Source organism: Flavobacterium sp. (assembly GCF_036741995.1).
In the GTDB taxonomy this organism is placed as follows: Bacteria; Bacteroidota; Bacteroidia; order Flavobacteriales; family Flavobacteriaceae; genus Flavobacterium.
This window is the reverse complement of sequence record NZ_DAINRG010000023.1, coordinates 14,572-40,488: the sequence shown is the minus strand read 5'-3', so window position 1 is coordinate 40,488 and position 25,917 is coordinate 14,572. Positions and strand designations below refer to the sequence as shown.

Annotated in this window: 20 protein-coding genes; 17 read left to right on the top strand and 3 right to left on the bottom strand. The window is 40.4% G+C overall.

Annotated elements, in window-relative coordinates; translation table 11 throughout:
• On the bottom strand, positions 1–2,612 hold a 2,612-nt coding region (locus tag V7D82_RS08480; RefSeq protein WP_333600546.1), incomplete at its 3' end, for an SdrD B-like domain-containing protein.
• A 514-nt stretch (positions 2,613–3,126) separates the two neighbouring features.
• Positions 3,127–4,101: a GlxA family transcriptional regulator gene (locus V7D82_RS08475; protein WP_333600545.1), complete on the bottom strand. Its 975-nt coding sequence runs from the start codon at positions 4,099–4,101 to the stop codon at positions 3,127–3,129.
• A 125-nt stretch (positions 4,102–4,226) separates the two neighbouring features.
• Here V7D82_RS08475 and V7D82_RS08470 point away from each other — a divergent pair, with 125 nt between their 5' ends.
• The 7 genes from V7D82_RS08470 to V7D82_RS08440 all read left to right on the top strand — a co-directional run bounded on the left by V7D82_RS08470 (position 4,227) and on the right by V7D82_RS08440 (position 8,042).
• Positions 4,227–4,598 (top strand): DoxX family protein, encoded by a 372-nt coding sequence (locus V7D82_RS08470; protein WP_333600544.1) that lies wholly within the window; start codon positions 4,227–4,229, stop codon positions 4,596–4,598.
• A gap of 7 nt (positions 4,599–4,605) precedes the next feature.
• Positions 4,606–4,824 carry a DUF4287 domain-containing protein gene (locus V7D82_RS08465; RefSeq protein ID WP_333600543.1) on the top strand — a complete coding sequence of 73 codons (219 nt, stop codon included), beginning with the start codon at positions 4,606–4,608 and terminating at the stop codon, positions 4,822–4,824.
• 6 nt (positions 4,825–4,830) lie between these two features.
• Entirely contained in the window at positions 4,831–5,040 is a 210-nt protein-coding gene (locus V7D82_RS08460; protein WP_333600542.1) for a hypothetical protein, read from the top strand.
• 10 nt (positions 5,041–5,050) lie between these two features.
• Positions 5,051–5,452: an SRPBCC family protein gene (locus tag V7D82_RS08455; protein WP_333600541.1), complete on the top strand. Its 402-nt coding sequence runs from the start codon at positions 5,051–5,053 to the stop codon at positions 5,450–5,452.
• A 10-nt stretch (positions 5,453–5,462) separates the two neighbouring features.
• Complete coding sequence (locus tag V7D82_RS08450) at positions 5,463–5,876, top strand: VOC family protein (RefSeq protein WP_333600540.1); 414 nt, start codon at positions 5,463–5,465, stop codon at positions 5,874–5,876.
• Positions 5,877–5,911: 35 nt separating this feature from the next.
• Positions 5,912–6,343: a VOC family protein gene (locus tag V7D82_RS08445; protein ID WP_333600539.1), complete on the top strand. Its 432-nt coding sequence runs from the start codon at positions 5,912–5,914 to the stop codon at positions 6,341–6,343.
• 91 nt (positions 6,344–6,434) lie between these two features.
• Positions 6,435–8,042, top strand: coding sequence for a gliding motility-associated C-terminal domain-containing protein (locus V7D82_RS08440; protein ID WP_333600538.1), 1,608 nt, complete (start codon positions 6,435–6,437; stop codon positions 8,040–8,042).
• 69 nt (positions 8,043–8,111) lie between these two features.
• Here V7D82_RS08440 and glmM read toward each other — a convergent pair whose 3' ends face one another.
• Complete coding sequence (gene glmM, locus V7D82_RS08435) at positions 8,112–9,500, bottom strand: phosphoglucosamine mutase (protein WP_333600537.1); 1,389 nt, start codon at positions 9,498–9,500, stop codon at positions 8,112–8,114.
• A 174-nt stretch (positions 9,501–9,674) separates the two neighbouring features.
• Here glmM and V7D82_RS08430 point away from each other — a divergent pair, with 174 nt between their 5' ends.
• From V7D82_RS08430 to V7D82_RS08385, 10 genes are all read left to right on the top strand, one after another.
• On the top strand, positions 9,675–10,259 hold the full coding sequence (locus V7D82_RS08430) for an acyl carrier protein phosphodiesterase (RefSeq protein WP_333600536.1): 585 nt from the start codon (positions 9,675–9,677) through the stop codon (positions 10,257–10,259).
• Positions 10,256–11,926, top strand: a complete 1,671-nt coding sequence (gene ggt, locus V7D82_RS08425; RefSeq protein ID WP_333600535.1) for a gamma-glutamyltransferase — start codon at positions 10,256–10,258, stop codon at positions 11,924–11,926. The genes V7D82_RS08430 and ggt overlap by 4 nt, the downstream gene beginning before the upstream one ends.
• Before the next feature lie 68 nt (positions 11,927–11,994).
• Positions 11,995–13,815, top strand: a complete 1,821-nt coding sequence (locus V7D82_RS08420; RefSeq protein WP_333600534.1) for a chloride channel protein — start codon at positions 11,995–11,997, stop codon at positions 13,813–13,815.
• 80 nt (positions 13,816–13,895) lie between these two features.
• Positions 13,896–16,727, top strand: coding sequence for an excinuclease ABC subunit UvrA (gene uvrA, locus V7D82_RS08415; RefSeq protein ID WP_333600533.1), 2,832 nt, complete (start codon positions 13,896–13,898; stop codon positions 16,725–16,727).
• Between the two features lie 44 nt (positions 16,728–16,771).
• Positions 16,772–17,497 carry a TIGR00730 family Rossman fold protein gene (locus V7D82_RS08410; protein ID WP_333600532.1) on the top strand — a complete coding sequence of 242 codons (726 nt, stop codon included), beginning with the start codon at positions 16,772–16,774 and terminating at the stop codon, positions 17,495–17,497.
• A 64-nt stretch (positions 17,498–17,561) separates the two neighbouring features.
• Complete coding sequence (locus V7D82_RS08405; RefSeq protein ID WP_333600531.1) at positions 17,562–18,995, top strand: MBOAT family O-acyltransferase; 1,434 nt, start codon at positions 17,562–17,564, stop codon at positions 18,993–18,995.
• The gene (locus tag V7D82_RS08400) at positions 18,995–19,885 is read left to right on the top strand and encodes a hypothetical protein (protein WP_333600530.1); all 891 of its coding nucleotides are present in this window, start codon (positions 18,995–18,997) and stop codon (positions 19,883–19,885) included. Before V7D82_RS08405 ends, V7D82_RS08400 begins: the two co-directional genes overlap by 1 nt.
• A complete protein-coding gene (locus V7D82_RS08395; protein ID WP_333600529.1) occupies positions 19,882–22,695 on the top strand; it encodes an aminopeptidase in 2,814 nt (937 codons plus the stop codon). Before V7D82_RS08400 ends, V7D82_RS08395 begins: the two co-directional genes overlap by 4 nt.
• A 184-nt stretch (positions 22,696–22,879) precedes the next feature.
• Complete coding sequence (locus V7D82_RS08390; RefSeq protein ID WP_333600528.1) at positions 22,880–25,285, top strand: alpha-ketoacid dehydrogenase subunit alpha/beta; 2,406 nt, start codon at positions 22,880–22,882, stop codon at positions 25,283–25,285.
• 18 nt (positions 25,286–25,303) lie between these two features.
• Positions 25,304–25,750, top strand: coding sequence for a hypothetical protein (locus V7D82_RS08385; protein WP_333600527.1), 447 nt, complete (start codon positions 25,304–25,306; stop codon positions 25,748–25,750).
• The last annotated feature ends 167 nt before the right edge of the window (positions 25,751–25,917 follow it).

The following is a 25,917-nucleotide window of genomic DNA, read 5'->3' as shown; positions in this document are numbered from 1 at the left end:
AAACAATTGATTTGTGTTGGAGTAGCGCTCAGTACCACTTGTGATGGTGCTGCATTAATGGTTGCCTCAGCCTGGGCTGAACATCCTTTTGCATCCGTTACTGAATACGTGTATGTTCCTGCTGTAAGTCCTGCCGTAGCCGGGTTGTTCACTGCATAAGTATATGGAGCCGTGCCACCTGTGGTGCTTAAGGCTACTGAGCCTGTACCACCAAAACAATTGATTTGTGTCGGAGTGGCGGTTAAAATCAGATTTGTATTTACCAAACCAGCGTCAATAGTCAAATTATTTTGACCCGAAGCTAAAGTAACGGCAGCTGTCATTCCACTAGTATTGGCATTGCTGTCAGTGGCTGCAGTTCCTCCCCCTTGCGGTGAAAACTTAAAGCATGGTAAAGAAGTGAATCCTACTGAATAAGTACCCGGATTTAAATTAGAAAATAAATAATTCCCGGTAGCATTTGTGGTAGTCGTTGCAATGACAACATTGGATGCGTTGTATAACGTTACGGTCACACCGGCAATCCCAGGTTCTCCTGCATCTTGTACTCCATTATTGTTCGTGTCATTCCAAACAAAATCACCAAGACTGGCTTGTTGGAATAAACCGGCATCGATAGTAGGATTGCTTTGTCCGGAAACTAATGTAAAAGTAGCTGAGTTTCCAGATGCATTGGCATCACTATCAGTAGCGGTAGTACCAGCTCCTGTAGGAGATTGCAAATAACCTGAAGGCGTTGCAAAATTCACATAGTAACTACCCGGTACCACATTGGAGAAAGTATAGATACCACTCGCATTGGCAGTAGTTGTAGCTACTAAAGTTCCACCTGATGTGTAAAGATTTACGGTTACATTATTAATTCCCGGTTCTCCGGCATCTTGTATTCCATTGGCATTTAAATCATTCCAAACAAAATCCCCAACACTAGCATATTGGAATACACCAGCATCGATAGTAGGATCATTTTGTCCTGAGATTAATGTAATGGAACCTGTTACTCCACTGGCATTTGGGTTACTATCCGTAGCGGTTGTTCCTGCTCCCTGAGGAGAGAATGTATATCCTGCCGGAGAAGTAAATGTTACTGTATAAGTTCCCGGGATCAATCCTGTGAAAGAATAGCTTCCACCAAATGCAGTTGTTGTAGTGGCAATAGCAACATTCGACGCATTGTATAATGTTACGGTTACATTGGCTAAACCAACTTCACCACCTTCAAAAATACCATTCGCATTGGCATCCACCCAAACATTGTCTCCAAGGCTTGCTAATTGGTACAAACCGGCATCGATAGTTGTATTGTTTTCGTTTGCTGCTAAAGTAAATACAGCCGAATTTCCAGAGGCATTGGCATTACTATCCGTAGCTGCAGTTCCTGCACCGGTTGGGGAATAAGAATACCCGGCACCGTTTACAAAATTCACATAGTAGCTACCAGGAGCTACGTTTGAAAATAAATAGGCTCCATTAGCATCTGTAGTAGTCGTTGCCACTAAAGCACCTCCTGAAGTATATAAGTTCACTGTTATATTGGCTATGCCCGCTTCTCCAAAATCCTGAACACCGTTAGCATTGGTATCGTTCCAAACAAAATCTCCTACTGAACCAGTTCCTTTCAAACCAAAGTCGATATTAACTGAGTTGGAAGAAAGTACGAACTGAGCTGTTCTGATTTCGGTTGCTGTTACTGCATTACCGTCATTGTTATTATCGGTAGCGATACTCGTTCCTGATGAATTTGTATTTTGGTAACCTGGTGCTAATACTAGACCAACGCTATATGTTCCTGCCGCCAAGTTGGTAAACAAATAATTACCATTGGCATCTGTTGTAGTTGAAATACCGGTATACACTCCGGCACTGTCGTATAATTTTAAAGTTGCGCCGGCAATTCCCGGTTCGTTCGCTTGTTTAATTCCGTCGTTGTTATAATCATACCAAACCTGATCTCCCAAAGAGAAAACCGTGATTTGTCTGAAGCATAAATCATCTAAAGCCAAAAAGTGACTTTTCCCAGCTGCACCATCTGTTCCTGCATTTGGATCTTTAATCGAAATTTCCATCGAAGTAACTCCGACCGGAACCTGATACGATCCGCAAACTTGAGTGTAAGTCGGATTGCTCTGAGAAGTTGTAATGGTTGCTGTAGTAACCAACGTACCATTCATGTAAATTTGAATTGGCAAACTTGCCGGATTCGCTTTAATATTGGCTATGTAAAAACAAAATTGGTACGTATTGTTAGGAACAACACTAACCGTTTTGTACCACAGTCTGTCATTATTGCTTTTAGGGTGGGCTATCAATAAATAGCTGCCCGAATTAGGAGCAATATTGGCTCCTCCGGAAATAGCGTTCCCATTGGTGGCAATTACACCTTGTCCTGAACTCGTGTTTCCACTGGAAATCATCACCAAATCGGTGCCGGCGTTGCTTCCAAAGTTGTTAGACGTTGGCACAATTTCAAACCCTCCGTAGTAATTCGGAGAGACTGTTGAGCCCGAAACCAATGTCAAAAGGTTATTTGGACACGATTGTCCCAATGCCACTGATGGCATAAAACCTAAAAACAAAGCAATAAAAAAGTAAAAAAGGAATTTTGCTTTCATAATAATCATTAGAATTAAAAAATTTACTTGGCTTTAATTATTTTTCCATGTTCAAAAAATTACTCGTGAACATGGCCTGCAAAACTATAACGACTTCTAAACTCGAAAAAAATAATATCGGCAACTAACCATAAAACTCGTCGTAATTTTTTTTGTAGTTTTTATTCTACTTTTTCATCTGTATTTATATGCCTTTCGTCGATTATGGTCTCATAAATATTTTTTATACAATGCTTTATGCTACAATTTTTGAGGATAAAAAAAGTTTTTTTTAACCACTTTCGTCTTACTAATACCAAAAAGTGCGGAGGGCAAACTAAAAAACAAGGACAGTTTTTAATTTTTTTTAGCTTGATTTTTGACTCCTATATATAATACCTTATACTACTATTTGGCAGTGACAGAAACAGTATTGGTATTTCCAATCGAACACACAAAGGAAACTCTGATGGTTTATACAAACCGCCAGAGTAAATTTATTTTTTAAAACAGGGGATTAAATGAGCAAAGTCTTTTATCTCACTTTGAATTTTTCACGGTATTCCAATGGTTTCATTCCGACTACTTTTTGGAATATTTTTCGAAACGATTTCGGATCCGTGTAACCCGATTTATCAATGATTTCCGAAACCGAAAGCTGGGATTGTTCCAAATGTTTTTTGGCGGTTTCTATTCGGATGTTTTGCAAATATTCAATTGGCGGAATCCCGGTGGCGAGTTTGAATCGGCGCACTAAATTGCGGCGGCTAGATGGCACATCACTTAAAACCGCTTCCAGATTTTCTATTTGATGGAATTGCTTTTCAATCTTTTCCTGCACCATTGAAACCAACGCATCGTTATGTGCATAATTGGGTCTAAACGTGCCAAAATAACTCTGTTGGTATCTATCCAAATCAATAGCAAATAGTTTCGCAACCTGAATGGCGATTTCGTGTCCACAATATTTTTGAACCAATAAGATAATCAAATGAAACAATGAAGTGGAGCCGCCACTGGTAAAGGTTCTCTCATCAGCCGTTACGGTTTCATTGGGTTTCAATTTCACCTCGGGAAAAATGCGGGCAAATGCCGAACAAGCATCAATATGTGTGGTGGCACTTTTGCCGTTTAACAAACCCGAAGCCCCAAACAAAAAAGCGCCCGAACAAAAACTAGCCACTTCCGCCCCACTGCGATATTGTTGTTGCAACCAGGGAATAAAAGGTGAGTTTTTGACAATTGTAAGCTGCATATCAGTAGTCGTAAAAGCCGGAATCAGTATCATATCCAGAACTCCCTTTACCGTTGCCGTGGATTGAATTGCATAGTCATGAAACTGGGTATTGCCTTCTTGAAGTTGCTGTGGCAATTGATAAATCTGAATAGCAAAAGCGGCGGCTTCTCCTTTTTGCACCACTAGTTTATTGGCGGTTTCCAGCACATCCAACAACGCGGCTACACTCAATAATTTGTAATCATACGGCAATACTAATCCTATACGTTTCATACCTCAACTATTTATATCAAAAATACTGATTTTGTCCTAAATGACCCTAACTTTTACTTTTTTGCTTATCCTCGGCACAAATTTCTAATTTATTTTTGTTACACTAAACCATAAAAACTATACTTATGAAAAAAGACAAAATCATTTTTTGGACGGCCACCATCATTATCTTTCTTTTTGAAGGGTTGATGCCGGCACTTACTTCGCAAACAGAAATGGCTAAAGAAGGCATTCGTCATTTGGGTTATCCTGAGTACTTTGGCAATGCCTTGGTAGTGTTCAAAATTTTGGGCGTGCTAATTTTAGTGATTCCAAAAGCTCCTAAAAATGTAAAAGAATGGGCGTATGCCGGATTTGGGTTTGATTTCCTGTTTGCCAGCATCAGTTATGCCTGCGTGGAAGGCTTTAACTTTTTTGCTATATTTCCTTTGATTTTCTTGGGACTATTGGCAGTCTCTTATACCTATTATCACAAACTAAATTCACCAAAACAATAAATTCATCATGTCATTTCAAGCCTATATAGATAACATTCAAGCCAAAACAGGAAAAACTCCGGAAGACTTTCAACAATTAGCTGAAGCTAAAGGATTTATGGAAAAAGGAATTCTTAAAAAAGAAACCAAAGCCGGGGAAATTGTTTCCTGGTTAAAGGAAGATTTTGATTTGGGTCATGGTCACGCCATGGCTATTGTAGCTTATTTCAAAGGAAAAAGAGACTAAACAAATATGATTGAAGTATTTAAAACCAATGTTCAAAAAGTAAAACAAGTAGCCTCGCTGACCGCTATTTTATCCGATAAGTTTGCTAACTTTAGCATCCATTTTGACTTGGAAGATTGCGATAAAATACTACGGGTGGAAGGTACTAGTATTCCATCAGAAATGATTATAGAACTATTGAATTCCAATGGATTTCAATGTGAAATACTAATGTAATAATACAAAAATGATAACCGTAAAAACTATTGTCAAAGCGCCTATAGAAAAAGTATGGAACCTTTGGACACAACCCGAACACATCACCCAATGGAACAATGCTTCCGAGGATTGGCATACGCCGAAAGCCAGTAACGATTTAAAAGCAGGCGGCAAATTTAATTTCACGATGGCTTCTCGTGATGGAAAAATGAGTTTCGATTTTGAAGGGACTTATACTGCTGTAAAGGAACATTCGGTAATAGAATACAATATTATTGATGGTCGAAAAGTGAGTATTACTTTTGAAGCAACACCAAATGGCGTAACTATTACTGAAAGTTTTGATGCTGAAACTGTAAACCCAGAAGAAATGCAACGCCAAGGCTGGCAAAACATCTTGGATAATTTCAAGAAATACTCAGAACAATAAAAACAGAATCATGACAAAACAAGTATGGCTTAATCTCCCGGTGAAAGATGCCTTAAAAGCAAAAGAATTTTACACCGCCATAGGATTCACCTTTTTGGAAGAAAGAACAACACCCGATTCAGCCTGTATGTTGGTAGGCGAAAGCAATTTTGTAGTAATGTTATTTGCCGAAACTATGTTTCAAAACTTTATCCAACACACGATTACAGATACTAGCCAATCTGCCGAATTTTTGATTTCTATTGATGCCGAAAGCCGGGAAGAAGTTGATCGTTTAGCACAAAAAGTAAGGGCAGCCGGCGGCAATGTATTTGCAGCTCCGGGTGAAAACCAAGGCTGGATGTATGGCTGTGGGTTTTGCGATTTAGAAGGTCACCGCTGGAATGTATTGTATATGGATTTCAGCAAAATGCCCAAACATTAAAAAAAGTAAACGTTAAACAATTTAAACAATAAAAAATGGCACAGGTTAATCCTTATTTAATTTTCAACGGAAACTGCGAAGAAGCATTTCTGTTTTATCAATCGGTTTTTGGCGGTGAGTTTCCTTATATGGGAAAATACAAAGAAATGCCCCCAATGGAAGGCTGCGAATCGGTTTCGGAAAAAGATGCCGATAGAATCATGCACGTATCGCTACCAATTGGCAACACTGTTTTGATGGGTGGCGACAGTAACCAACAAAGTGGCGATGTGGTTATAGGTGGTAACTTTCATGTTTCTATCAATGCCGAAAGCAGAGCTGAAGCCGACCGAATCTTCAATGGCCTTTCGGCTGGTGGTACTGTATTTATGCCAATGGACAAAACTTTTTGGGGAGCCTACTTTGGCATGTTCAAAGATAAGTTTGGCATACACTGGATGGTCAACTTTGATGAGAATGAGAAATAATAAAGTAAAAACCCTGAATGAAAGTTCGGGGTTTTATTTATTTATGGATTTATTTTTTTTACAAAAATTTTCTTATTTTTGAAAGAAAAAAATGAAACTAAAACTTTTACTTATTTTTTTATTGTGTTTTTTTTCCGGCAAAATACTCTCTCAAACCAATCCACCCTATGCGCCCGAAAATTATTCTTATTCAAAAACAACATTTAGCATAACAGATAATATCTGTTCTACATCGGTTGTTCCTCCTGCCACTATCAATGGTGTTGGAGTTACGGCGACAAGTTCAGGTGATGTTGGAAGTTATCCTAGCCCATTTGGTACTTGTAACAATGCTTATAGTACGCCCGCGAATTCCGTTTATTTGGGACAACAAGGTAGTTATGTTTACACTTTGAATTTTAATCAACCTGTCAACAATCTGGTATTTGTACTAACCGGAACCGGAATGAGCATTGATGAAACATTTATCTTTAACACCAATGCTGGTGTTCCATCAATAACTACCATTGGTTCATGTTTCTCGACTATAGTGGGAAATACAATATATAGTGGTGCGGGATCTGGAATTGAAGGCGGCGGTGGTGTTTTTACAATAACTACAGCAAACGCTTTTACTTCAATAACTATTAGTGGCCCTGGAGGCGTTAATGGTTCTTTAATTGCTTTATGCTCCAACTCAGTCATCCCAAATACCTGCAACGCCGGTATAGCTGCACCAACATTATCGACTACAAGTCTGACCAGTCTTTGCGGAGTAAATACTATTAATTTAACTACTATTACAGCCAGCAACACACCGGTTCCTACTGGGGTTTCTTTGGCCTGGTTTACAACTGCAGTTCCATCAGCGGCAACACAGTTGACAGCAACACAAATAGCTTCTCTGCCTTCGGGAATAACCTATTATGCCGCGTTTTTCGATAGTGTGAATAATTGTTTTAGTCCATCAACACCGGTAACGACAGTTCTTAATCCCATCATTACACCAACATTTACACCGGTAGATACTATTTGTTATGGAGAATCGATAACCAGTTTGCCAACGCTATCTAACAATGGTATTAGCGGAGTTTGGAGCCCTGCCATAAATAACACACAAACCACTGCGTATTTGTTTACGCCTAATACAGGAGAATGTGCTACAACGGCTTCCATGGGAATAACTGTTTATGATGATTTTGATTTTACAGTTAATCAATATTGTTTAAACAATAATTTCACGTTGGATGTGCAACCTGTTGCTGCAAGTTTTATGCTTGACAATGTCACTTTTAGCTGGAAAATCAATAATGTTGTTATTGACACTAATTCTATATTTAATGTTACCTCTTACTTAAATTCTACTTCAACTACAGAACAATTGCCTATCGATTTTACTGTAACGGTTACCAATACTAATGGCTGCAGTAAAACTAAAACCATAACGGTAAAGTCTGTTTTTTGTGGTATTCAAAAGGGAATTTCTCCTAATGATGATGCGCTAAACGATTCCTTTAATTTGAAATTATTAAACGTAAAACACCTGTCCATATTCAACAGATATGGCGTTAAAGTGTATTCTAAAGCCAACTATTTAGACGAATGGCATGGACAAACCGATAAAGGAGACATTCTACCGGACGGTACTTATTACTATTCCATAGAATTTGAAAATGAACCGACAAAAACAGGTTGGATTTATATCAATAAAGAAAGCTAAATCAATCTTACTCAAAAAAAGAAAACCCTCTCCAATTGGAAAGGGTTTTTCTTTATAATCTGTCGCGATTTAAATTCCAGCCACAGTCTTTATTTCCTCTATAATTCTTAAAGCCAGTTTATCTGCTTCCACTTGGGTTGGTGCTTCCGTATAAATACGGATAATCGGTTCCGTATTCGATTTGCGCAAATGCACCCATTCTGTTGGAAAATCTATTTTCACTCCGTCAATCGTAGCGATATTTTCATTCTTGTACTTTTCTGTCATCGCTACCAAAATGGCATCTACATCAATCTGAGGCGTCAGCTCTATTTTGTTTTTACTCATATAATACTGAGGATAAGAAGCTCTTAATTCCGCCACAGTCATATCTAAACTAGCCAAATGCGTTAAGAACAAAGCCACGCCTACCAAACTATCGCGACCATAATGCAACTCCGGATAAATGATGCCGCCATTGCCTTCGCCACCAATAATAGCATTTGTCGCTTTCATCAATTCCACCACATTCACTTCTCCTACAGCGCTGGCTTGGTAACTGCCATTGTACTTGTTGGTAATATCGCGCAAAGCACGGGAAGAAGACATATTGGAAACGGTATTTCCGGGAGTTTTGCTCAACACATAATCGGCACAGGCTACTAAGGTATATTCTTCGCCAAACATTTCGCCATCATTGGAAATGAAAGCCAAACGATCCACATCAGGATCAACCACAATGCCGAAATCGGCTTTTTCTTCTACCACTAATTTACAGATGTCACCCAAGTGTTCCTTCAGCGGTTCCGGATTGTGCGGAAAATGACCATTCGGTTCGCAGTATAATTTGACACACTCCACGCCCATTTGCTCCAATAGTTTCGGAATGATAATGCCACCCGAAGAATTTACACCATCCACCACTACTTTGAATTTTCTTTTGGCTACAGCTTCGGCATCCACCAATGGCAGTTCCAAAACCTCATCAATGTGAATATCCATGTAGGCATCGTTCATAGTGATTTCGCCCAAACTGTCCACATCCGAAAAATCAAAAGCTTCGGCTTCGGCAATTTCTAAAATTTTGGCACCATCAGCACCGCTCAAAAATTCGCCTTTGGCATTCAACAACTTCAACGCATTCCATTGTTTCGGATTGTGTGAAGCGGTTAGAATAATACCACCATCGGCTTTTTCCATCGGCACCGCCACTTCCACTGTTGGCGTAGTAGACAATCCTAAATCAATCACATCGATTCCTAAACCGATTAAAGTGTTCACCACCAAATTGTGAATCATCGGCCCCGAAATACGGGCGTCGCGGCCAATCACAACCGTTAACTTTTCTTTTTTGATATTATTTTTCAGGAAGGTTCCATAAGCCGAAGCAAATTTCACAGCATCCACCGGCGTTAAATTATCGCCCACTTTGCCGCCTATAGTGCCACGGATTCCTGATATTGATTTTATAAGTGTCATTGTCTTTAATTTTGTTTGACAAATATAAAAAGTTACTGAGGTACTAAGGCGCTATGACGCTAAGTTTTTATAAACACCATGAAAAAAGATAAACTTTTTCTATATTTACGAAAGCAACACAGAGCAATTCTTAGTTTCTCAGCATCTTAGAACCTCAGCGCCTAAAAAACAAACATGAACTTCTTAGCGCACATCTATCTTTCCGGCGATAACGATTTGGTAAAAATCGGGAACTTTATGGCGGATAGTATTCGGGGACACAGTTATGAAAACTATCCTGACGAAATTCGAAAAGGAATCCTACTCCATCGCTCCATTGACAGTTTTACTGACACGCATCCCGTTTACCGCCAAAGCAAACACCGACTGCACGAGAAATACGGACATTACTCCGGTGTGATTATGGATATATTCTACGATCATTTTTTGGCCAAAAACTGGAAAACCTATTCCGATGAAAAACTCGAAGACTATGCGGAAAATTTTTATACGCTTCTGACAAACAATCAGGAGTCATTAACCGAAAGAGTCAAAGGAATGCTGCCTTATATGATTGGCCGAAACTGGCTGGTGAGTTATGCCACGATAGAAGGTTTGGAAATGATTATGTTCCAAATGGATCACCGCACCAAAAACCGGGTCGCCATGCACGAATCCATCGTAGAATTAAAAGAATTTTATACCGAATTTGAAAACGAATTCACGTTGTTTTTTGAGGCATTACGCCAACACTGTAAAGAAAAATTAGCTGCTTTATGAAAAAAGGATTCTTGCTTTTTTTACTGATTGCCAACTCACTATACTCCCAACAAAAAGGACTGATTGCCAACAAAGCCATGGTCGTTTCGGCGCGCGAAGAAGCTTCGCAAATTGGTGTCGCTATTATGAAAAAAGGAGGCAATGCTTTTGATGCCATGGTGGCTACCCAACTAGCGTTGGCTGTCGCTTATCCGTATGCCGGAAACATTTCCGGTGGCGGATTTATGGTCTATCGCAAAGCGAATGGCGAAGTGGGTTCGTTAGATTTTCGCGAAAAAGCACCGGCGAAAGCTTCCAAAAACATGTATCAGGACAAAGACGGCAATGTGATTCCCAATCTGAGTACCGATGGTGCTCTGTCTGTCGGCATTCCCGGAGCCGTGGCCGGAATTTTTGAAGTACATAAAAAATTGGGCAAATTACCTTTGAAAGACTTGTTCCAACCTTCCATAGACTTAGCCAAAAGAGGCATAGTCGTTACCGAAAAAGAAAAGGCAAAACTAGACGAATATCGGGCGATTATTGTCAAAATCAGTGGCGATAAAACACTATACCACAAAACGTTTAAAGTGGGTGACACCATTAAGTATTTGGCGATGGCCCACACTTTGGAACAAATTCTAAAGAACGGCAGCAAGGAATTCTACCAAGGCAATACTGCCAAGAAACTGGTTTCCTTTATTCAGCAAAAAGGAGGTATTATTTCGATGAAAGACATGGCGAATTATAAAGTCGTTTGGCGCAAGCCGATTGCTTTTCACTACAAAGAGCTGAATGTGATTTCGATGGCACCACCTTCGAGTGGCGGGATTACTTTGGCACAAATCATGAAAATGATTGAACCGTATCCGATGACTTCCTTTGGACACAACTCTGAAAAATACATGCAGCTGCTAACGGAAGCGGAACGCAGAGCTTATGCCGACCGGAATTATTTCCTTGGCGATCCTGATTTTGTCAAAATTCCACAAAAAACATTGCTAAACGAAAACTATCTCAAAAACAGAATGGGCACTTTCTCCTTTGACAAAGCCACCTCTTCTGCTGAAGTCAGTCATGGCGAGGTTTCCGTTTACGAAAGCAATGAAACTACTCACTATTCTATTGTAGATGCGGATGGCAATGCCGTTTCGGTAACCACAACACTGAATGGTGCTTATGGTTCTAAGTTGTATTGTGACGAATTGGGTTTCTTTTTAAACAACGAAATGGATGATTTTTCATCGAAACCTGGTGTTCCCAATTATTATGGTTTGGTCGGTGCCGAAGCCAACAGCATTGCGCCACAAAAAAGAATGCTAAGTTCGATGACGCCAACGATAGTAGAGAAAAACGGAAAGTTATTCCTGTTGCTTGGTTCGCCCGGTGGTTCCATGATTATCACTTCGGTGCTGCAAACGATTTTGAATGTAACCGAATTCAACATGAGCGTGCAGGAAGCCGTTAATGCTCCGAGGTTTCACAACCAATGGCTGCCCGATGAAATTCAGGTAGAGCCTACCCGATTTGATAAAACCTTATTGGAAAAACTAACCGCTAAAGGGTATAAAATCAATGAAAAAGCAGCTCCTGTAATTGGAAAAGTAGATGCCATTTTGGTATTGCCCGACGGGAAACTGGAAGGCGGTGCTGATTTTCGGGGCGATGACAAAGCCGCCGGCTATTAAATTTAACTGCTTATTTTTATGAAATCCGTTTTTTAAAAAGTATTTTAGCATTTCAAAAGTTTGAATAAATGCCGTCGAACAAAGCTTCCAATTTTAAAATTGTTTTTAGAAGTGTTTTCAGAAGAGCCGAGAATTTGGTTTTCCTGCTGAAAGACAAATTAAGCGAAAGAAATTTTATCTATTTTGCCAGTGTGGCTGTGGCCATTACTTGTTCGTTTGCCGTAATTATTCTAAAGAGTTTTGCGCACAACATTTTCCTTTGGGCCAATGACATCAATGGTTTTTTGAAGTTGCCTTATATCAACAGTTTATTGCCTGTGGCCGGAATTTTGCTGACCGTTTTTGTGGTTCGCAATTTTCTCGACAATCACATCGAAAAAGGAAGTTCCAAAGTCCTTTATGCCGTAGCCAAAAAAGGCGGTATCCTTCCCAAAAAACAAATGTATGCCCAAATCGTAACCAGTTCCTTAACGGTAGGATTAGGAGGTTCCGCCGGATTGGAAAGCCCGATTGTGATTACCGGTGCTGCTTTTGGTTCCAACTTTGCGCAGAAATACCATTTGTCCCAAAAAGACAGAATCTTATTGTTGGCTTGTGGCGTAGCGGCCGGAATTGGTGCCGCGTTCAACGCTCCCATCGCCGGCGTTTTGTTTGCCATTGAAGTGGTACTGACCGATATTTCCATTTCGGCCTTTATTCCGATTATCATTTCGGCCGCGACTGGTGCTTTGATTTCAACAGTAACGTTAAGCCACGACGTGATTCTGAATTTTGAACAAACACTGAAATTTGATTACCACAATGTGCCTTTCTATATTTTGCTCGGCGTTTTAGCCGGTTTGGCTTCTATTTATCATGCCCGAAATTTTCAAAAAGTCGAGAAGTTTTTTGGAACTTTTAAAAACAAAGGCTATCGCAGAGCGTTATTTGGCGCACTCATTTTGGCCGTTTTGATTTTCTTTTTCCCCACACTTTTCGGGGAAGGTTACGAGAGTATCAAAACCTTAGCATCCAAAAATCCCAGTATTTTATTAGACAATACCATGCTCGAAAAATTCAAAAGCAGCGAATGGGTTTTGCTGTTATTTGTGGGGGTAACGATGTTGTTAAAAGCATTCGCGACTGGTTTAACGTTGGGCAGCGGCGGTAACGGAGGGAACTTTGCCCCTTCGCTTTTTGTGGGTTCCTATCTTGGTTTTTTTGTAGCCAAAACAGTGAATCTGTTAAACTTTACCCATCATTTGCCAATTGCCAATTTCACCATCGTGGGCATGGCCGGAATTTTGAGCGGTTTGTTTCATGCGCCATTGACAGCGATTTTCCTTATCGGCGAGATTACTGGTGGTTACGATTTGATGGTGCCTTTGATGATTGTGTCTTCGGTGAGTTTTGCGGTTTCCAAACAATTTGAAAAACATTCGATGGATGTGAAAAGCCTGGCCGACAAAGGCGATGTATTTACCAGCGACAAAGACAAAAACATCCTGCAAAGCATTGATTTTTATAATTTGGTACAGCAAAATTACAGAACGCTAACGCTGCAGGATTCTCCTGGTGAAGCGGTAACTATTTTTGCTACCACCGACCAAAAAATAATTCCGATCATTGACGAACACAAAGTACTGATGGGTCTTATTGATTTTGATGATGTCAAAGCTTTTGTTTTCAATCCGAATCATGTGAAATTTATGACCATGAGCGAAATCATCAGCCAGCCCAAAGAGTTAATCCTGTTTGAAGACAAGCCTGAGAAAATAATAAAGTTGTTCGAAACATCCAAAACTACTATTTTGCCGGTCATTCACAAAGGAAAATACTTTGGGTTCCTATCCAAAATTGACGTACTCGAAAGCTATCGCCAGCGACTGAAAGAGATGATTATTGAGTAATCTTTTTTAGTAATAACTTCCTAACTCAGCGTTTAAAATTTCCCTGTAAAACACTACCTTTGCGTTTTGCCAAAAATGCTATGCTAGATACAGAAAATACTATTGAAGTACTCGGCGCCCGGGTGCACAATCTGAAGAATATTGACATTACCATTCCGCGCGAAAAACTGGTTGTGATTACCGGTCTTTCGGGTTCGGGAAAATCGTCTTTGGCTTTCGATACCATTTATGCCGAAGGACAACGCCGCTACATCGAAACATTCTCAGCTTATGCGCGTCAATTCCTTGGCGGACTGGAGCGTCCCGATGTAGATAAAATTGACGGACTTTCTCCGGTAATTGCCATTGAGCAAAAAACGACCAGCAAAAGTCCGCGTTCTACTGTGGGAACCATTACCGAGATTTATGATTTCCTGCGTTTGCTGTATGCTCGTGGTGGCGAAGCCTATAGTTATGTAACCGGCGAAAAAATGGTTTCCTATTCGGATGATCAAATCAAGGAATTGATAATTCAGAATTTCACCGGCAAACGCATCAATATTTTGGCTCCGATAATCAGAGCCCGTAAAGGACATTATGCCGAATTGTTCCAGCAAATTACCAAACAAGGCTTCCTGAAAGTACGCGTAAACGGTGAAGTGCAAGACTTGCTTCCCGGCATGAAACTCGACCGCTACAAAACGCACGATATCGAAATTGTCATTGACCGGATGGTGATTGAGCAAAATGAAGAGAATGAAAAACGCTTAGCCGAAAGCATCAAAACGGCCATGTATCACGGCGAAAATGTATTGATGATTTTAGACCAAGACACCAATGAAGTGCGCTATTTCAGCAGAAACTTAATGTGTCCGACTTCCGGAATTTCGTATCAAAATCCGGAGCCGAATTTGTTTTCATTCAACTCTCCGAAAGGAGCTTGCGAAGAATGTAAAGGCTTAGGAACTGTGCACGAAATCAATCTGAAAAAAATAATTCCGAATCCAAAGTTATCCATCAAAAATGGTGGCTTTGCGCCTTTAGGCGAATATAAATCATCTTGGATTTTCAAGCAGTTGGAAATCATCGGCGAGAAATTTGGTTTCACATTGACCGACCCAATCGAAAAAATTTCCGAAGAAGCGATGCAGATTATTTTGCACGGCGGTAAGGAAAAATTCTCGGTCGAATCCAAAACTTTAGGCATTACCAAAGAATATAAAATTGAATATGAAGGCATTTCGCATTTCATTAAAAACCAATTTGATGAAAGCGGCTCTACTTCCATTAAGCGTTGGGCCAAGGAATTCATGGATGAAGTTGAATGTCCGGAATGCCATGGTTCGCGTTTGAAAAAAGAAGCGATGTATTTCCGCATTCACGAGAAAAATATCTTCGATTTATCGACAATGGATATTTCGGATTTGTCTGCTTGGTTTGATGATTTAAGCAAACATCTTTCTGAAAAACAAACCATCATTGCCTCTGAAATCGTTAAGGAAATCAAAGACCGTTTGCGCTTTTTGGTGAATGTGGGCTTGAATTATTTATCGATTAACAGAAGTTCTAAATCGCTTTCGGGCGGGGAAGCACAGCGCATCCGACTGGCAACCCAAATTGGTTCGCAATTGGTTGGCGTGCTGTATATTTTGGATGAACCGAGTATCGGTTTGCATCAAAGAGACAACGAAAAACTGATACATTCTTTGGAACAATTGAGAGATATTGGCAACTCTGTTTTAGTGGTCGAGCACGACAAAGACATGATAGAACGCGCCGATTATGTGATTGACATTGGTCCCAAAGCTGGAAAATTTGGTGGCGAAATCATTAGCAAAGGCACACCGGCCGAATTGCATAAAGAACACACCATGACGGCCATGTACTTAAATGGTGAAATGAAAATAGAAGTGCCGAAAAAACGCCGCGAAGGCAATGGTAAATTCCTAAAACTAACCGGAGCCACAGGAAATAATTTGAAAAATGTTTCTATCGAATTGCCATTAGGAAAACTGATTTGCGTAACCGGAGTTTCGGGTAGCGGGAAATCGACATTGATAAACGAAACGTTATATCCGATACTAAACGAGTATTATTTCAACGGCGTTAAAAAGCCACAACCTTACAAGAAAATTGAAGGATTGGAGCACATCGACAAAGTCATTGATATTGACCAAAGTCCGATTGGCAGAACACCACGTTCGAATCCGGCGACGTATACTGATGTGTTTTCGGAAATCAGAAGTTTGTATACGCAGACTCCGGAAGCGATGATTCGCGGGTACAAAGCTGGTCGTTTCAGTTTTAATGTTTCTGGTGGAAGATGCGAAACCTGTGAAGGTTCCGGTGTAAGAACCATTGAAATGAGTTTCCTTCCGGATGTGTATGTGGAATGCGAAACCTGTCAGGGAAAGCGTTTCAATAGAGAAACTTTGGAAATTAGATACAAAGGCAAATCCATTTCGGATGTGTTGAACATGACCGTGGATGAAGCCGTACCGTTTTTTGAAAACATTCCAAAAATCTACCGAAAAGTCAAAACGATTCAGGATGTTGGATTGGGTTACATCACTTTGGGACAACAAAGCACCACGCTATCGGGCGGAGAAGCACAACGTATCAAACTGGCTACCGAATTATCCAAAAAAGACACCGGAAATACGTTCTACATTATGGACGAACCTACCACCGGATTGCATTTTGAAGACATTCGCGTGCTAATGGATGTGATTAATAAATTGGTTGACAAAGGCAATTCCATTTTGATTATCGAGCACAATATGGACGTGATTAAACTGGCCGATTACATCATTGACATTGGTCCCGAAGGCGGAAAAGGCGGTGGCGAAGTCGTGGCCAAAGGCACTCCCGAAGAGTTGGTGAAAAATAAAAAAAGCTATACCGCGCAGTTTTTGAAAAAAGAATTACTTTAGCGCGTTTGCTTTAACAATAAAAAAATAGAATAAAAAGATATAAAATGATGAGAGAAGAATTTCTAAATGAAGACGATAAAATCCAGGAAAAACTAAAACAAAAAACCTGGAACGAGATAAGAACCAACGATTCCTGGGCGATTTTTAAAATCATGTCCGAGTTTGTAAACGGTTACGAAAGCATGGCCCGAATTGGTCCGTGTGTTTCAATTTTTGGCTCAGCCCGAACTAAACCGGATACCAAATATTATTTATTGGCCGAAAAAATCGCCTATAAAATCAGTAAGGCCGGTTACGGAGTCATCACAGGTGGTGGTCCCGGAATCATGGAAGCCGGAAACAAAGGCGCCCATAATGGCGAAGGAACTTCGGTAGGACTGAATATTGAATTGCCGTTTGAGCAACATTACAATCCGTATATCGACAAAGATAAAAACCTGAATTTTGACTACTTCTTTGTGCGCAAAGTAATGTTTGTCAAATATTCCCAAGGATTTGTGGTAATGCCGGGTGGTTTCGGAACTTTGGACGAATTGTTCGAAGCGGTTACTTTAATCCAAACCAAAAAAATTGGCAAATTCCCGATTATCTTGGTAGGAACCGAATTTTGGTCAGGACTTATCGATTGGATAAAAACCGTGATGATTGACAAAGAACACAATGCCAATCCGGATGACATGAACCTGATTAAAATTGTAGATACCGAAGACGAGGTGTTGGAAGCGTTGGATAATTTCTATAAAAAATACAACCTCAGCCCGAACTTTTAATTAGTAAAACACTAAAAGCCTGGACTTAGGTTCAGGCTTTTTCATATACCGCTTTGCTGACGCTATGTTTTTCAATTCGTTTCATTTTGCCGCTTTCCTGCCTATAGTTTTTATACTGTATTGGTTTGTTGGGCATAAATCGAAAATCAATCAGAATTACATTTTAATCCTGGCCAGCTATTACTTCTACTCTTGTTGGGATTGGCGATTTTTGTTTCTGTTGGTTTTCTCCACGCTGTTGGATTACAGTTGTGCCATGAAAATTGAAAACAGTCAAAGCACCTCCTACCGAAAATTTTGGCTCTGGCTCTGCATTTCGGTCAATGTTGGCTTTCTGGGAATTTTTAAATACTATAACTTTTTCGCTGCTTCTTTTGCTGATTTGTTGCATTCCTTTGGTTTGAATTCGAGTCCGATTTTGTTGCAAGTGATTCTGCCGGTCGGGATTTCGTTTTATACTTTTCACGGCTTGTCCTATATCATTGACATTTATTACGGACGCATCAAATCCGAGAAAAACTTTGTCGATTATTCGTTGTTTGTGAGCTACTTCCCTTTGCTCGTAGCCGGCCCTATTGAACGGGCTACGCATCTTTTGCCGCAATTAAAAAGAAGACGCAAATTCAATTTTGAAAAAGCCAAAGAAGGCATGTACCAAATCGTTTGGGGCTTGGTCAAAAAAGTGGTTATTGCCGATTCGTGCGCCACTTATGCCAATGCCGTTTTTGATCATTATACTTCGATGAATTCGTTGTCGTTACTTTTGGGGGCAGTTTACTTTGCTTTCCAGATTTACGGAGATTTCTCGGGTTATTCCGATATCGCTTTGGGAACTTCCAAACTCTTTGGCATTGATTTACTGAAGAACTTCAATTACCCTTATTTCTCCAGAGATATAGCCGAATTTTGGCGCAAATGGCACATTTCCTTAACGACTTGGTTCCGCGATTATTTATACATTCCGTTGGGCGGCAGCAAAGGCTCCAAATGGCTGAAAGTGAGAAACACCTTCATCATCTTTTTGGTCAGTGGTTTTTGGCACGGTGCCAGTTGGACGTTCATCGCCTGGGGATTCATCAATGCCTTGTATTTTCTACCGCTGTTGTTGTTAAATAGAAATCGAAGAAACTTAGAGGAGTTTACTTTGGGTTTCAATTTAGAGTCAGTCAGGATCATTTTCAACATTGTAATGACCTTCGCAATTACTTGTTTTGCCTGGATATTTTTCAGAGCCAAAACCATTACCGATGCGGTGCAATACATCAAAAGACTGTTTGAAAACCGCGTGTTTACCGAACAATATTTCCCCATCGAACGATACAATTACGAATTAATCGCTTTGATAGCCCTATTCATTTTGGTAGAATGGAACAGCCGCACTAAAATAGAACCCATTTCAGGAAAATTCAGCTGGTTAAAACTGAGCTTGTGTTTGGCAGCCATACTGGCGCTTGGCGTGTTTTCGGATTATAAAGAATTTATTTATTTCCAATTCTGATGAAACAGTTTCTTTTCTTCATACTAAAAACGGTAGCGATACTCCTCATCACGATGGGATTGCTCGATGTGCTGTATACGACTGTTTACCTGCAATCGAATTCGAGAACCAAAATCGATTATTTATACAATTCCAAAGACAAGAATTATGACGTGGTTTTCTTGGGTTCCTCCCGAGTGAACAATCATTTTGTACCAAAGATTTTCAACGACCAAGGCTACAAAACGTTCAACTTTGGTATCACCCGCTCGCGTTTAGACGAATCCGCTTTGATGCTGAAACTAATGGTGGAGCGTCATTACAAAATCAAAAATCTTATTCTTCAGGTCGATTTGAATATCAATACCAATGACCATTCCGAAGCGATTCGCTCGTTGTTTATGCCCTATCTGCATCGCTCGCCAATCATCCGCGACCATTACAAAGACATTCCGGAGTACAACGAATTGCTGTATATTCCGTTTTACCGCTACATGCATTATGATGCCCGGGTTGGATTTAGGGAAATGTACTTCTCACTTGTTCATAAGAGAACCAACAATTTAGACAATGACGGTTTTCATCCATTGGAATCCCATGGTGGGAAAATGATTCCGGCGGATTTGTCCAAATATTATCCAAAAAGAAATGTGGCTTACGAAGAAATTAAAGCCATTTGTAAAGCCAATAACATCAACCTGATTGCCATGACAACGCCTATGTGTATGAGTACGATAAACCGAGACTATTTCAATCATATCCGCGAAGTGTATCCTGAAATTCATAACTTTGAAAATGCCGTGACCGATGACAAATATTTTGCCACTTGCGGACATATGAATGAAGCCGGTGCAATCGAATTTACAAAAGTGGTCTTTAACACCTTTTTTAAACCCAAATCCAACCCTTGAAAAAAGTAACCTACATAATTTTCCTCTTCGGCTTTATCTCTTTTGCGCAACACCATTCCAATTTGGTGGTGGAAGTCAATGAAGAGACCAAAACCCTGAACGTTATTCAGGAACTGACTTTCTTCAACCAAACCAAAGACACCTTGACCAATATCGTTTTGAACGATTGGGTGAATGGGTATGCCGATAAAAATACGCCTTTAGCGGCGCGCTTTTCGGATGAATTTGAACGCAGTTTTCATTTAGCCAAAGAAAAAGAAAGAGGCCGAACTTCCAACATCACTATCATTGATACCAACAAATCGTTCCTCACCTGGGAACGCGATGCCAACCATCCTGATGTGATTCAGATTCGACTAAAGGATAAATTACTACCCAATCAAAAAGTAACGTTCTCGCTTACTTATGTTGTCAAAATTCCGAGCGATAAATTTACCAAATACGGCTATGGCGACAACGGCAAAATGAATCTGAAAGACTGCTTTCTGCTACCGGCACGCTATGAAAATCATGGCTTTATTAAGTATGACAATCTAAACTTAGATGATTGCGCCAACGGGCTTTCGGATTATGATATTACCATTACAATTCCGCAAAACTTAGCGCTGAGTTCTGATTTGAATACCATTCAGAATGAAGAAAAAAACAACCAAAACAGCTATCAGCTTTCGGGCAAAAACCGAATGAATTTCAATCTCTTTATTGATAACAAAAAAGAGTTCACTGTATACAAAAACGGCGATTTAGAAGTAGTCACCGATTTGAAAGACACACGCATCAATGACATTCAAAGAGCCATTCTTATTGATAAAATTGTCAATTATGTGGGCGATAATTTGGGTAAATTCCCCAATCAGAAAATCACGGTTTCCCAAGCCGACTATGACCGGAATCCGTTTTATGGGTTGAATCAATTGCCGGCTTTTATCAGTCCGTTTTCGGATGATTTTTTATACGAAATCAAATTTCTGAAAACCTATCTGAACAATTATTTGCACAGCACGTTACAACTCGACCCAAGACAGGACAACTGGATTTACGACGGCATCCAAGTGTATATCATGATGAAATACATCGAAGAATACCATCCCGATAGCAAGATGATGGGCAGCGTGGCTAAGTTGCGCTTGGTGCGTGGCTATAACCTAGTAAGCCTTGGTTTTAATGGGCAGTACAGCTATTTCTACATGCTGATGGCGCGTAAAAATCTAGATCAACCACTCAGCAATCCGAAAAATACTTTGATTAAATTCAATGAGAAAATAGCGTCCAAATACAGAGCCGGCCTGAGTTTGAAATACCTCGATAGTTATTTGGAAAAGGATATCGTGCCCAACAGCATTCGGGAGTTTTTAGCATTGAATGCCACAAAGCAAACCAACCGCAAAGATTTCGAAACGATATTGACGACCAATTCTCCCAAGAAAATTGATTGGTTTTTTGATAAAATCATTGCCTCACGCGACATTATCGATTTCAAATTTGAAAAGGTGACCAAAACCAAAGACAGCATCACTTTTTCGCTGAAAAACAAAACCGAAACCAACGTTCCGATTCCGGTGTATGGAATTAAAGACAAGCAAATCGTTTTCAGAAAATGGATTGACACTTTCCCGAAAGACAGCGTTTTTACGGTGCCAAGAAACGACGCCGAGAAAATCGTTATCAATTACAAAAACGAAGTGCCGGAATACAACTTGAGAAATAATTGGCAATCCCTGCGCGGTTTCCGACTGAACAATCGTCCGATTAAGTTCAATTTCATGAAGGATTTGGAAGATCCTTATTACAATCAGATTCTGTATGTGCCCACCTTGGAATACAATTTATACGATGGTTTTTTACCGGGTTTCCGTTTTCACAACAAAACTATTTTGGACAAGCCGTTCATCTTTGATGTCAATCCGACTGTTTCAACCAAAACCCGAAACATCTCTGGGAAAGCCCTATTTTTTGTCAATCAGTACAATCGCGACAGCAAATTATATAATGTAAAATACATGCTGAGCGGCCATTACCTGCACTATGCACCCGATGCCTATTATACCAAAGTAGCGCCAACGGTCTTTCTGAATTTCCGTCCGGATGATTACCGCGACAATCAAAAGTCTTCCATTATCATCAAAGAAATTATGGTGGATAAACAAAAATCGGCCTACACCACTTCGGAAGACACTCAGAATTACCAGGTGTTTAATGCCAAATACGTAAACACCAAAACCGAGCTGACCCATCATTTTCACTTCTTGGGTGATTTCCAATATTCAACCCATTTCAGCAAACTGGCAGCCGAAGCACAATACCGCAAACTCTTTGACGACAACCGCCAGCTGAACCTGCGCGTTTTCGCCGGAACCTTTTTACACAACAAGACCGATAGTGATTATTTTGATTTTGGCTTAGACCGCCCGACCGATTATTTGTTCGAAAGCGAATACCTGGGTCGTTCCGAAAAAACCGGTTTGTTCAGCCAGCAATCCATTATAGCGGATGGTTTCTTCAAGTCGAAATTGGAAACCCGTTCGGCCAACCGATGGATGACTACCGTTAATGCCAGCTATGGCATTTGGAACTGGATTGAAGCTTATGGCGATATTGGTGCCATCAAAAACAAAGAAGCTTCCGCTCAATTTGTTTACGACAGTGGGATTCGTTTGAATTTGGTTACCGATTATTTTGAGTTGTACTTTCCAGTGTATTCCAATAACGGTTGGGAAATTGGTGATAAAAATTATGGCGAAAAAATCCGTTTTATCGTAACTTTCAGACCGGAAACCCTTATCAATCTTTTCACCAGAAAATGGTTTTAACTGCAGCTTAACTTCGTTTAAAATTACATAATTCTTTACAAAATTTAAATATCGTTGCATATTTTACAATCAACTTGCTTTATCTTGGTTTAAAATTACAGATACTTAAATTATATTTTTTGCCCAGAATAGCAAAAGTTACTTCTTTTTATTTAAATTTGTTACTTCAAGAACCATTTCCATTATGACTGAAGCACAAACCAAGACCGAAATTACCTTCGACGATTTCAAAGCAGAAGTACTTAACGATTATAAGATTGCCAAAATCAGCAGAGAATGCAGCTTGTTGGGAAGAAAAGAAGTGCTGACCGGAAAAGCCAAATTTGGTATTTTCGGGGACGGAAAAGAAGTCCCACAATTGGCCTTGGCGAAAGCGTTTCAAAACGGGGATTTCCGTTCGGGCTACTACCGCGACCAGACGTTCATGATGGCGATTGGGCAATTATCCATCCAACAATTCTTTGCCGGTTTATACGGGCATACCGATTTGGCACACGACCCTATGAGTGCCGGGCGTCAGATGGGCGGACACTTCGCTACGCATTCGTTAGACGAAAACGGAAACTGGAATAACTTGACCCAACAAAAAAACTCGAGTGCTGACATCTCTCCTACCGCCGGGCAAATGCCTCGTTTGTTAGGATTGGCGCAGGCCTCCAAAATATACAGAAACGTTCGGGGTTTAGAAGAGTTTACCAACTTTTCTAACCAAGGTAACGAAGTCGCTTGGGGAACTATTGGTAATGCCTCTACTTCTGAAGGCTTATTTTTTGAAACCATCAATGCGGCCGGAGTGCTTCAAGTACCGATGGTGATGAGTGTTTGGGATGATGAATACGGAATTTCCGTGCACGCGCGTTACCAAACCACCAAAGAAAACATTTCAGAAATCCTAAAAGGATTCCAACGCGACGAAGACAATAAAGGCTATGAAATCATGACCGTAAAAGGTTGGGATTATCCGGCTTTGGTGGAAACTTATCAAAAAGCAGCGGCCATTGCCCGGGAAGAACACGTTCCGGTCTTAATCCATGTAAACGAATTGACACAACCACAAGGACACTCTACTTCGGGTTCGCACGAGCGTTACAAAAATGCCGAGCGTTTGGCCTGGGAAGCAGCCTTTGATTGCTTGGCACAAATGCGTACTTGGTTACTTGATAACAATTTGGCCACAGCCGAAGAGTTGGATGCTATAGATGAGCAAGCTAAGAAAGACGTTTTAGAAGGCAAAAAAGCCGCTTGGACTGCTTTCGTTTCACCCACCAAGGAAGAGCAAAACGAATTGGTTTCGTTACTAAATTCGATTGCAGCCTCTAGTGCTAACAAAGTTTTTATCGAAAAACACGCCAATGATTTAGCGGCTATCAAAGAACCTATCCGCAAAGAAATTCTAACCACAGCTCGTAAAGTATTGCGATTATTGGTAAATGAAAGCGGCAGGCAACAACTGGCTGCGTGGATAACTTCTTATACAAATAAAATTCAACCGAAGTTCAGTTCGCATCTGTTCTCGCAATCGGCTAAGAACGTGTTGCAGTCCGCTGAAGTAGCGCCTACTTATGACGCTTCGGCTGAGGAAGTTGATGCCCGTTTGGTATTGCGCGACAACTTTGATGCGATTTTCAACAAATATCCTGAGGCTTTAATCTTTGGCGAAGACAGTGGTAACATTGGCGACGTAAATCAGGGATTGGAAGGCATGCAGGAAAAATACGGAGAACTCCGGGTAACCGATGCCGGTATTCGTGAAGCTACCATCCTTGGACAAGGAATTGGCTTGGCGATGCGTGGTTTGCGACCAATTGCCGAAATTCAATATTTGGATTATCTGCTCTACGCCATCCAAATCATGAGCGATGACTTAGCGACCTTACAATACAGAACCCAAGGCCGTCAAAAAGCGCCTTTAATCATCCGCACCCGTGGTCATAGATTGGAAGGTATCTGGCATTCTGGTTCCCCAATGGGCATGATTATCAATGCCATTCGTGGGATTCACGTGTTGGTACCGCGCAACATGACCAAAGCCGCCGGTTTCTACAACACATTATTGGAAACTGACGAACCGGCTTTACTAATTGAATGTCTGAACGGTTATAGATTAAAAGAAAAAATGCCAACCAATTTGGGCGAATTCAAAACCCCAATTGGCGTGGTAGAAACCATCAAACAAGGAACCGATATTACAATTGTTTCTTATGGCTCAACGCTAAGAATCGTAGAACAGGCCGCCAAAGAATTACAGGAAGTGGGCATTGATTGCGAAATCATCGATGCACAAACCTTATTGCCGTTTGACATTAACCACGACTGTGCCAAAAGCATAGCCAAAACCAACCGTTTATTAGTCGTTGACGAAGACGTACCGGGCGGGGCTTCCGCTTACCTATTACAACAAATCATAGACGAACAAAACGGCTACCAACACTTAGACAGCCAACCGCAGACACTGGCTTCCAAAGCCCACAGACCGGCCTATGGTACAGACGGAGATTACTTCTCGAAACCCTCAACCGAAGACATCTTCGAGAAAGTCTACGCCATTATGCACGAGGCCAAACCGGATCAATATCCAAGTTTGTATTAACAATCAAAACCATTAATTATGAAAAAAATATTTTTATTCATAGCTCTCGTGTCTTTGACTTTTACTATCAATTCCTGCTCACATCAGGATGATAATAACAGTAAAGGAGTCATAACGTTCAAGGTTGACGGAGTTCAAAAAACCCTAAATAAGATAATCGTAAATGAACAAAAGTATTTAGAAGGAACTGCTAATGAATATACACAGATAGTGATTAATGCAAGTAACAAAAACTCAGCTGACTGGATGATATTTTCAGTTAAAAAAGGAAATTTAGAAGATACTATTGATGACTTTATTTATGCAACAGATTTAGATACAGGACATGACAGAACAGATAATTTTGCTTTCCATATCATTACTAATGGTGAGGACAGAAAAATAACCGGGACTTTTTCCGGAGACATGACCAACGGAGCTGGAACCATTTCTATTAGCGAAGGCTCTTTCAATATTCAATACTAAACCTAACCATACCCGAGAGTGTATAGCAATACAGAAAGGAGCCAATCGGCTCCTTTTTATTTGAATACTCTGAAACACTCTAAAATCCAACTTCTCAGCATTTTCAAGGCTTCGCAGCCTTCAAAGAGGCTTCGGACTCTTACGAACGGTCTTCGGACTCCTGCAAA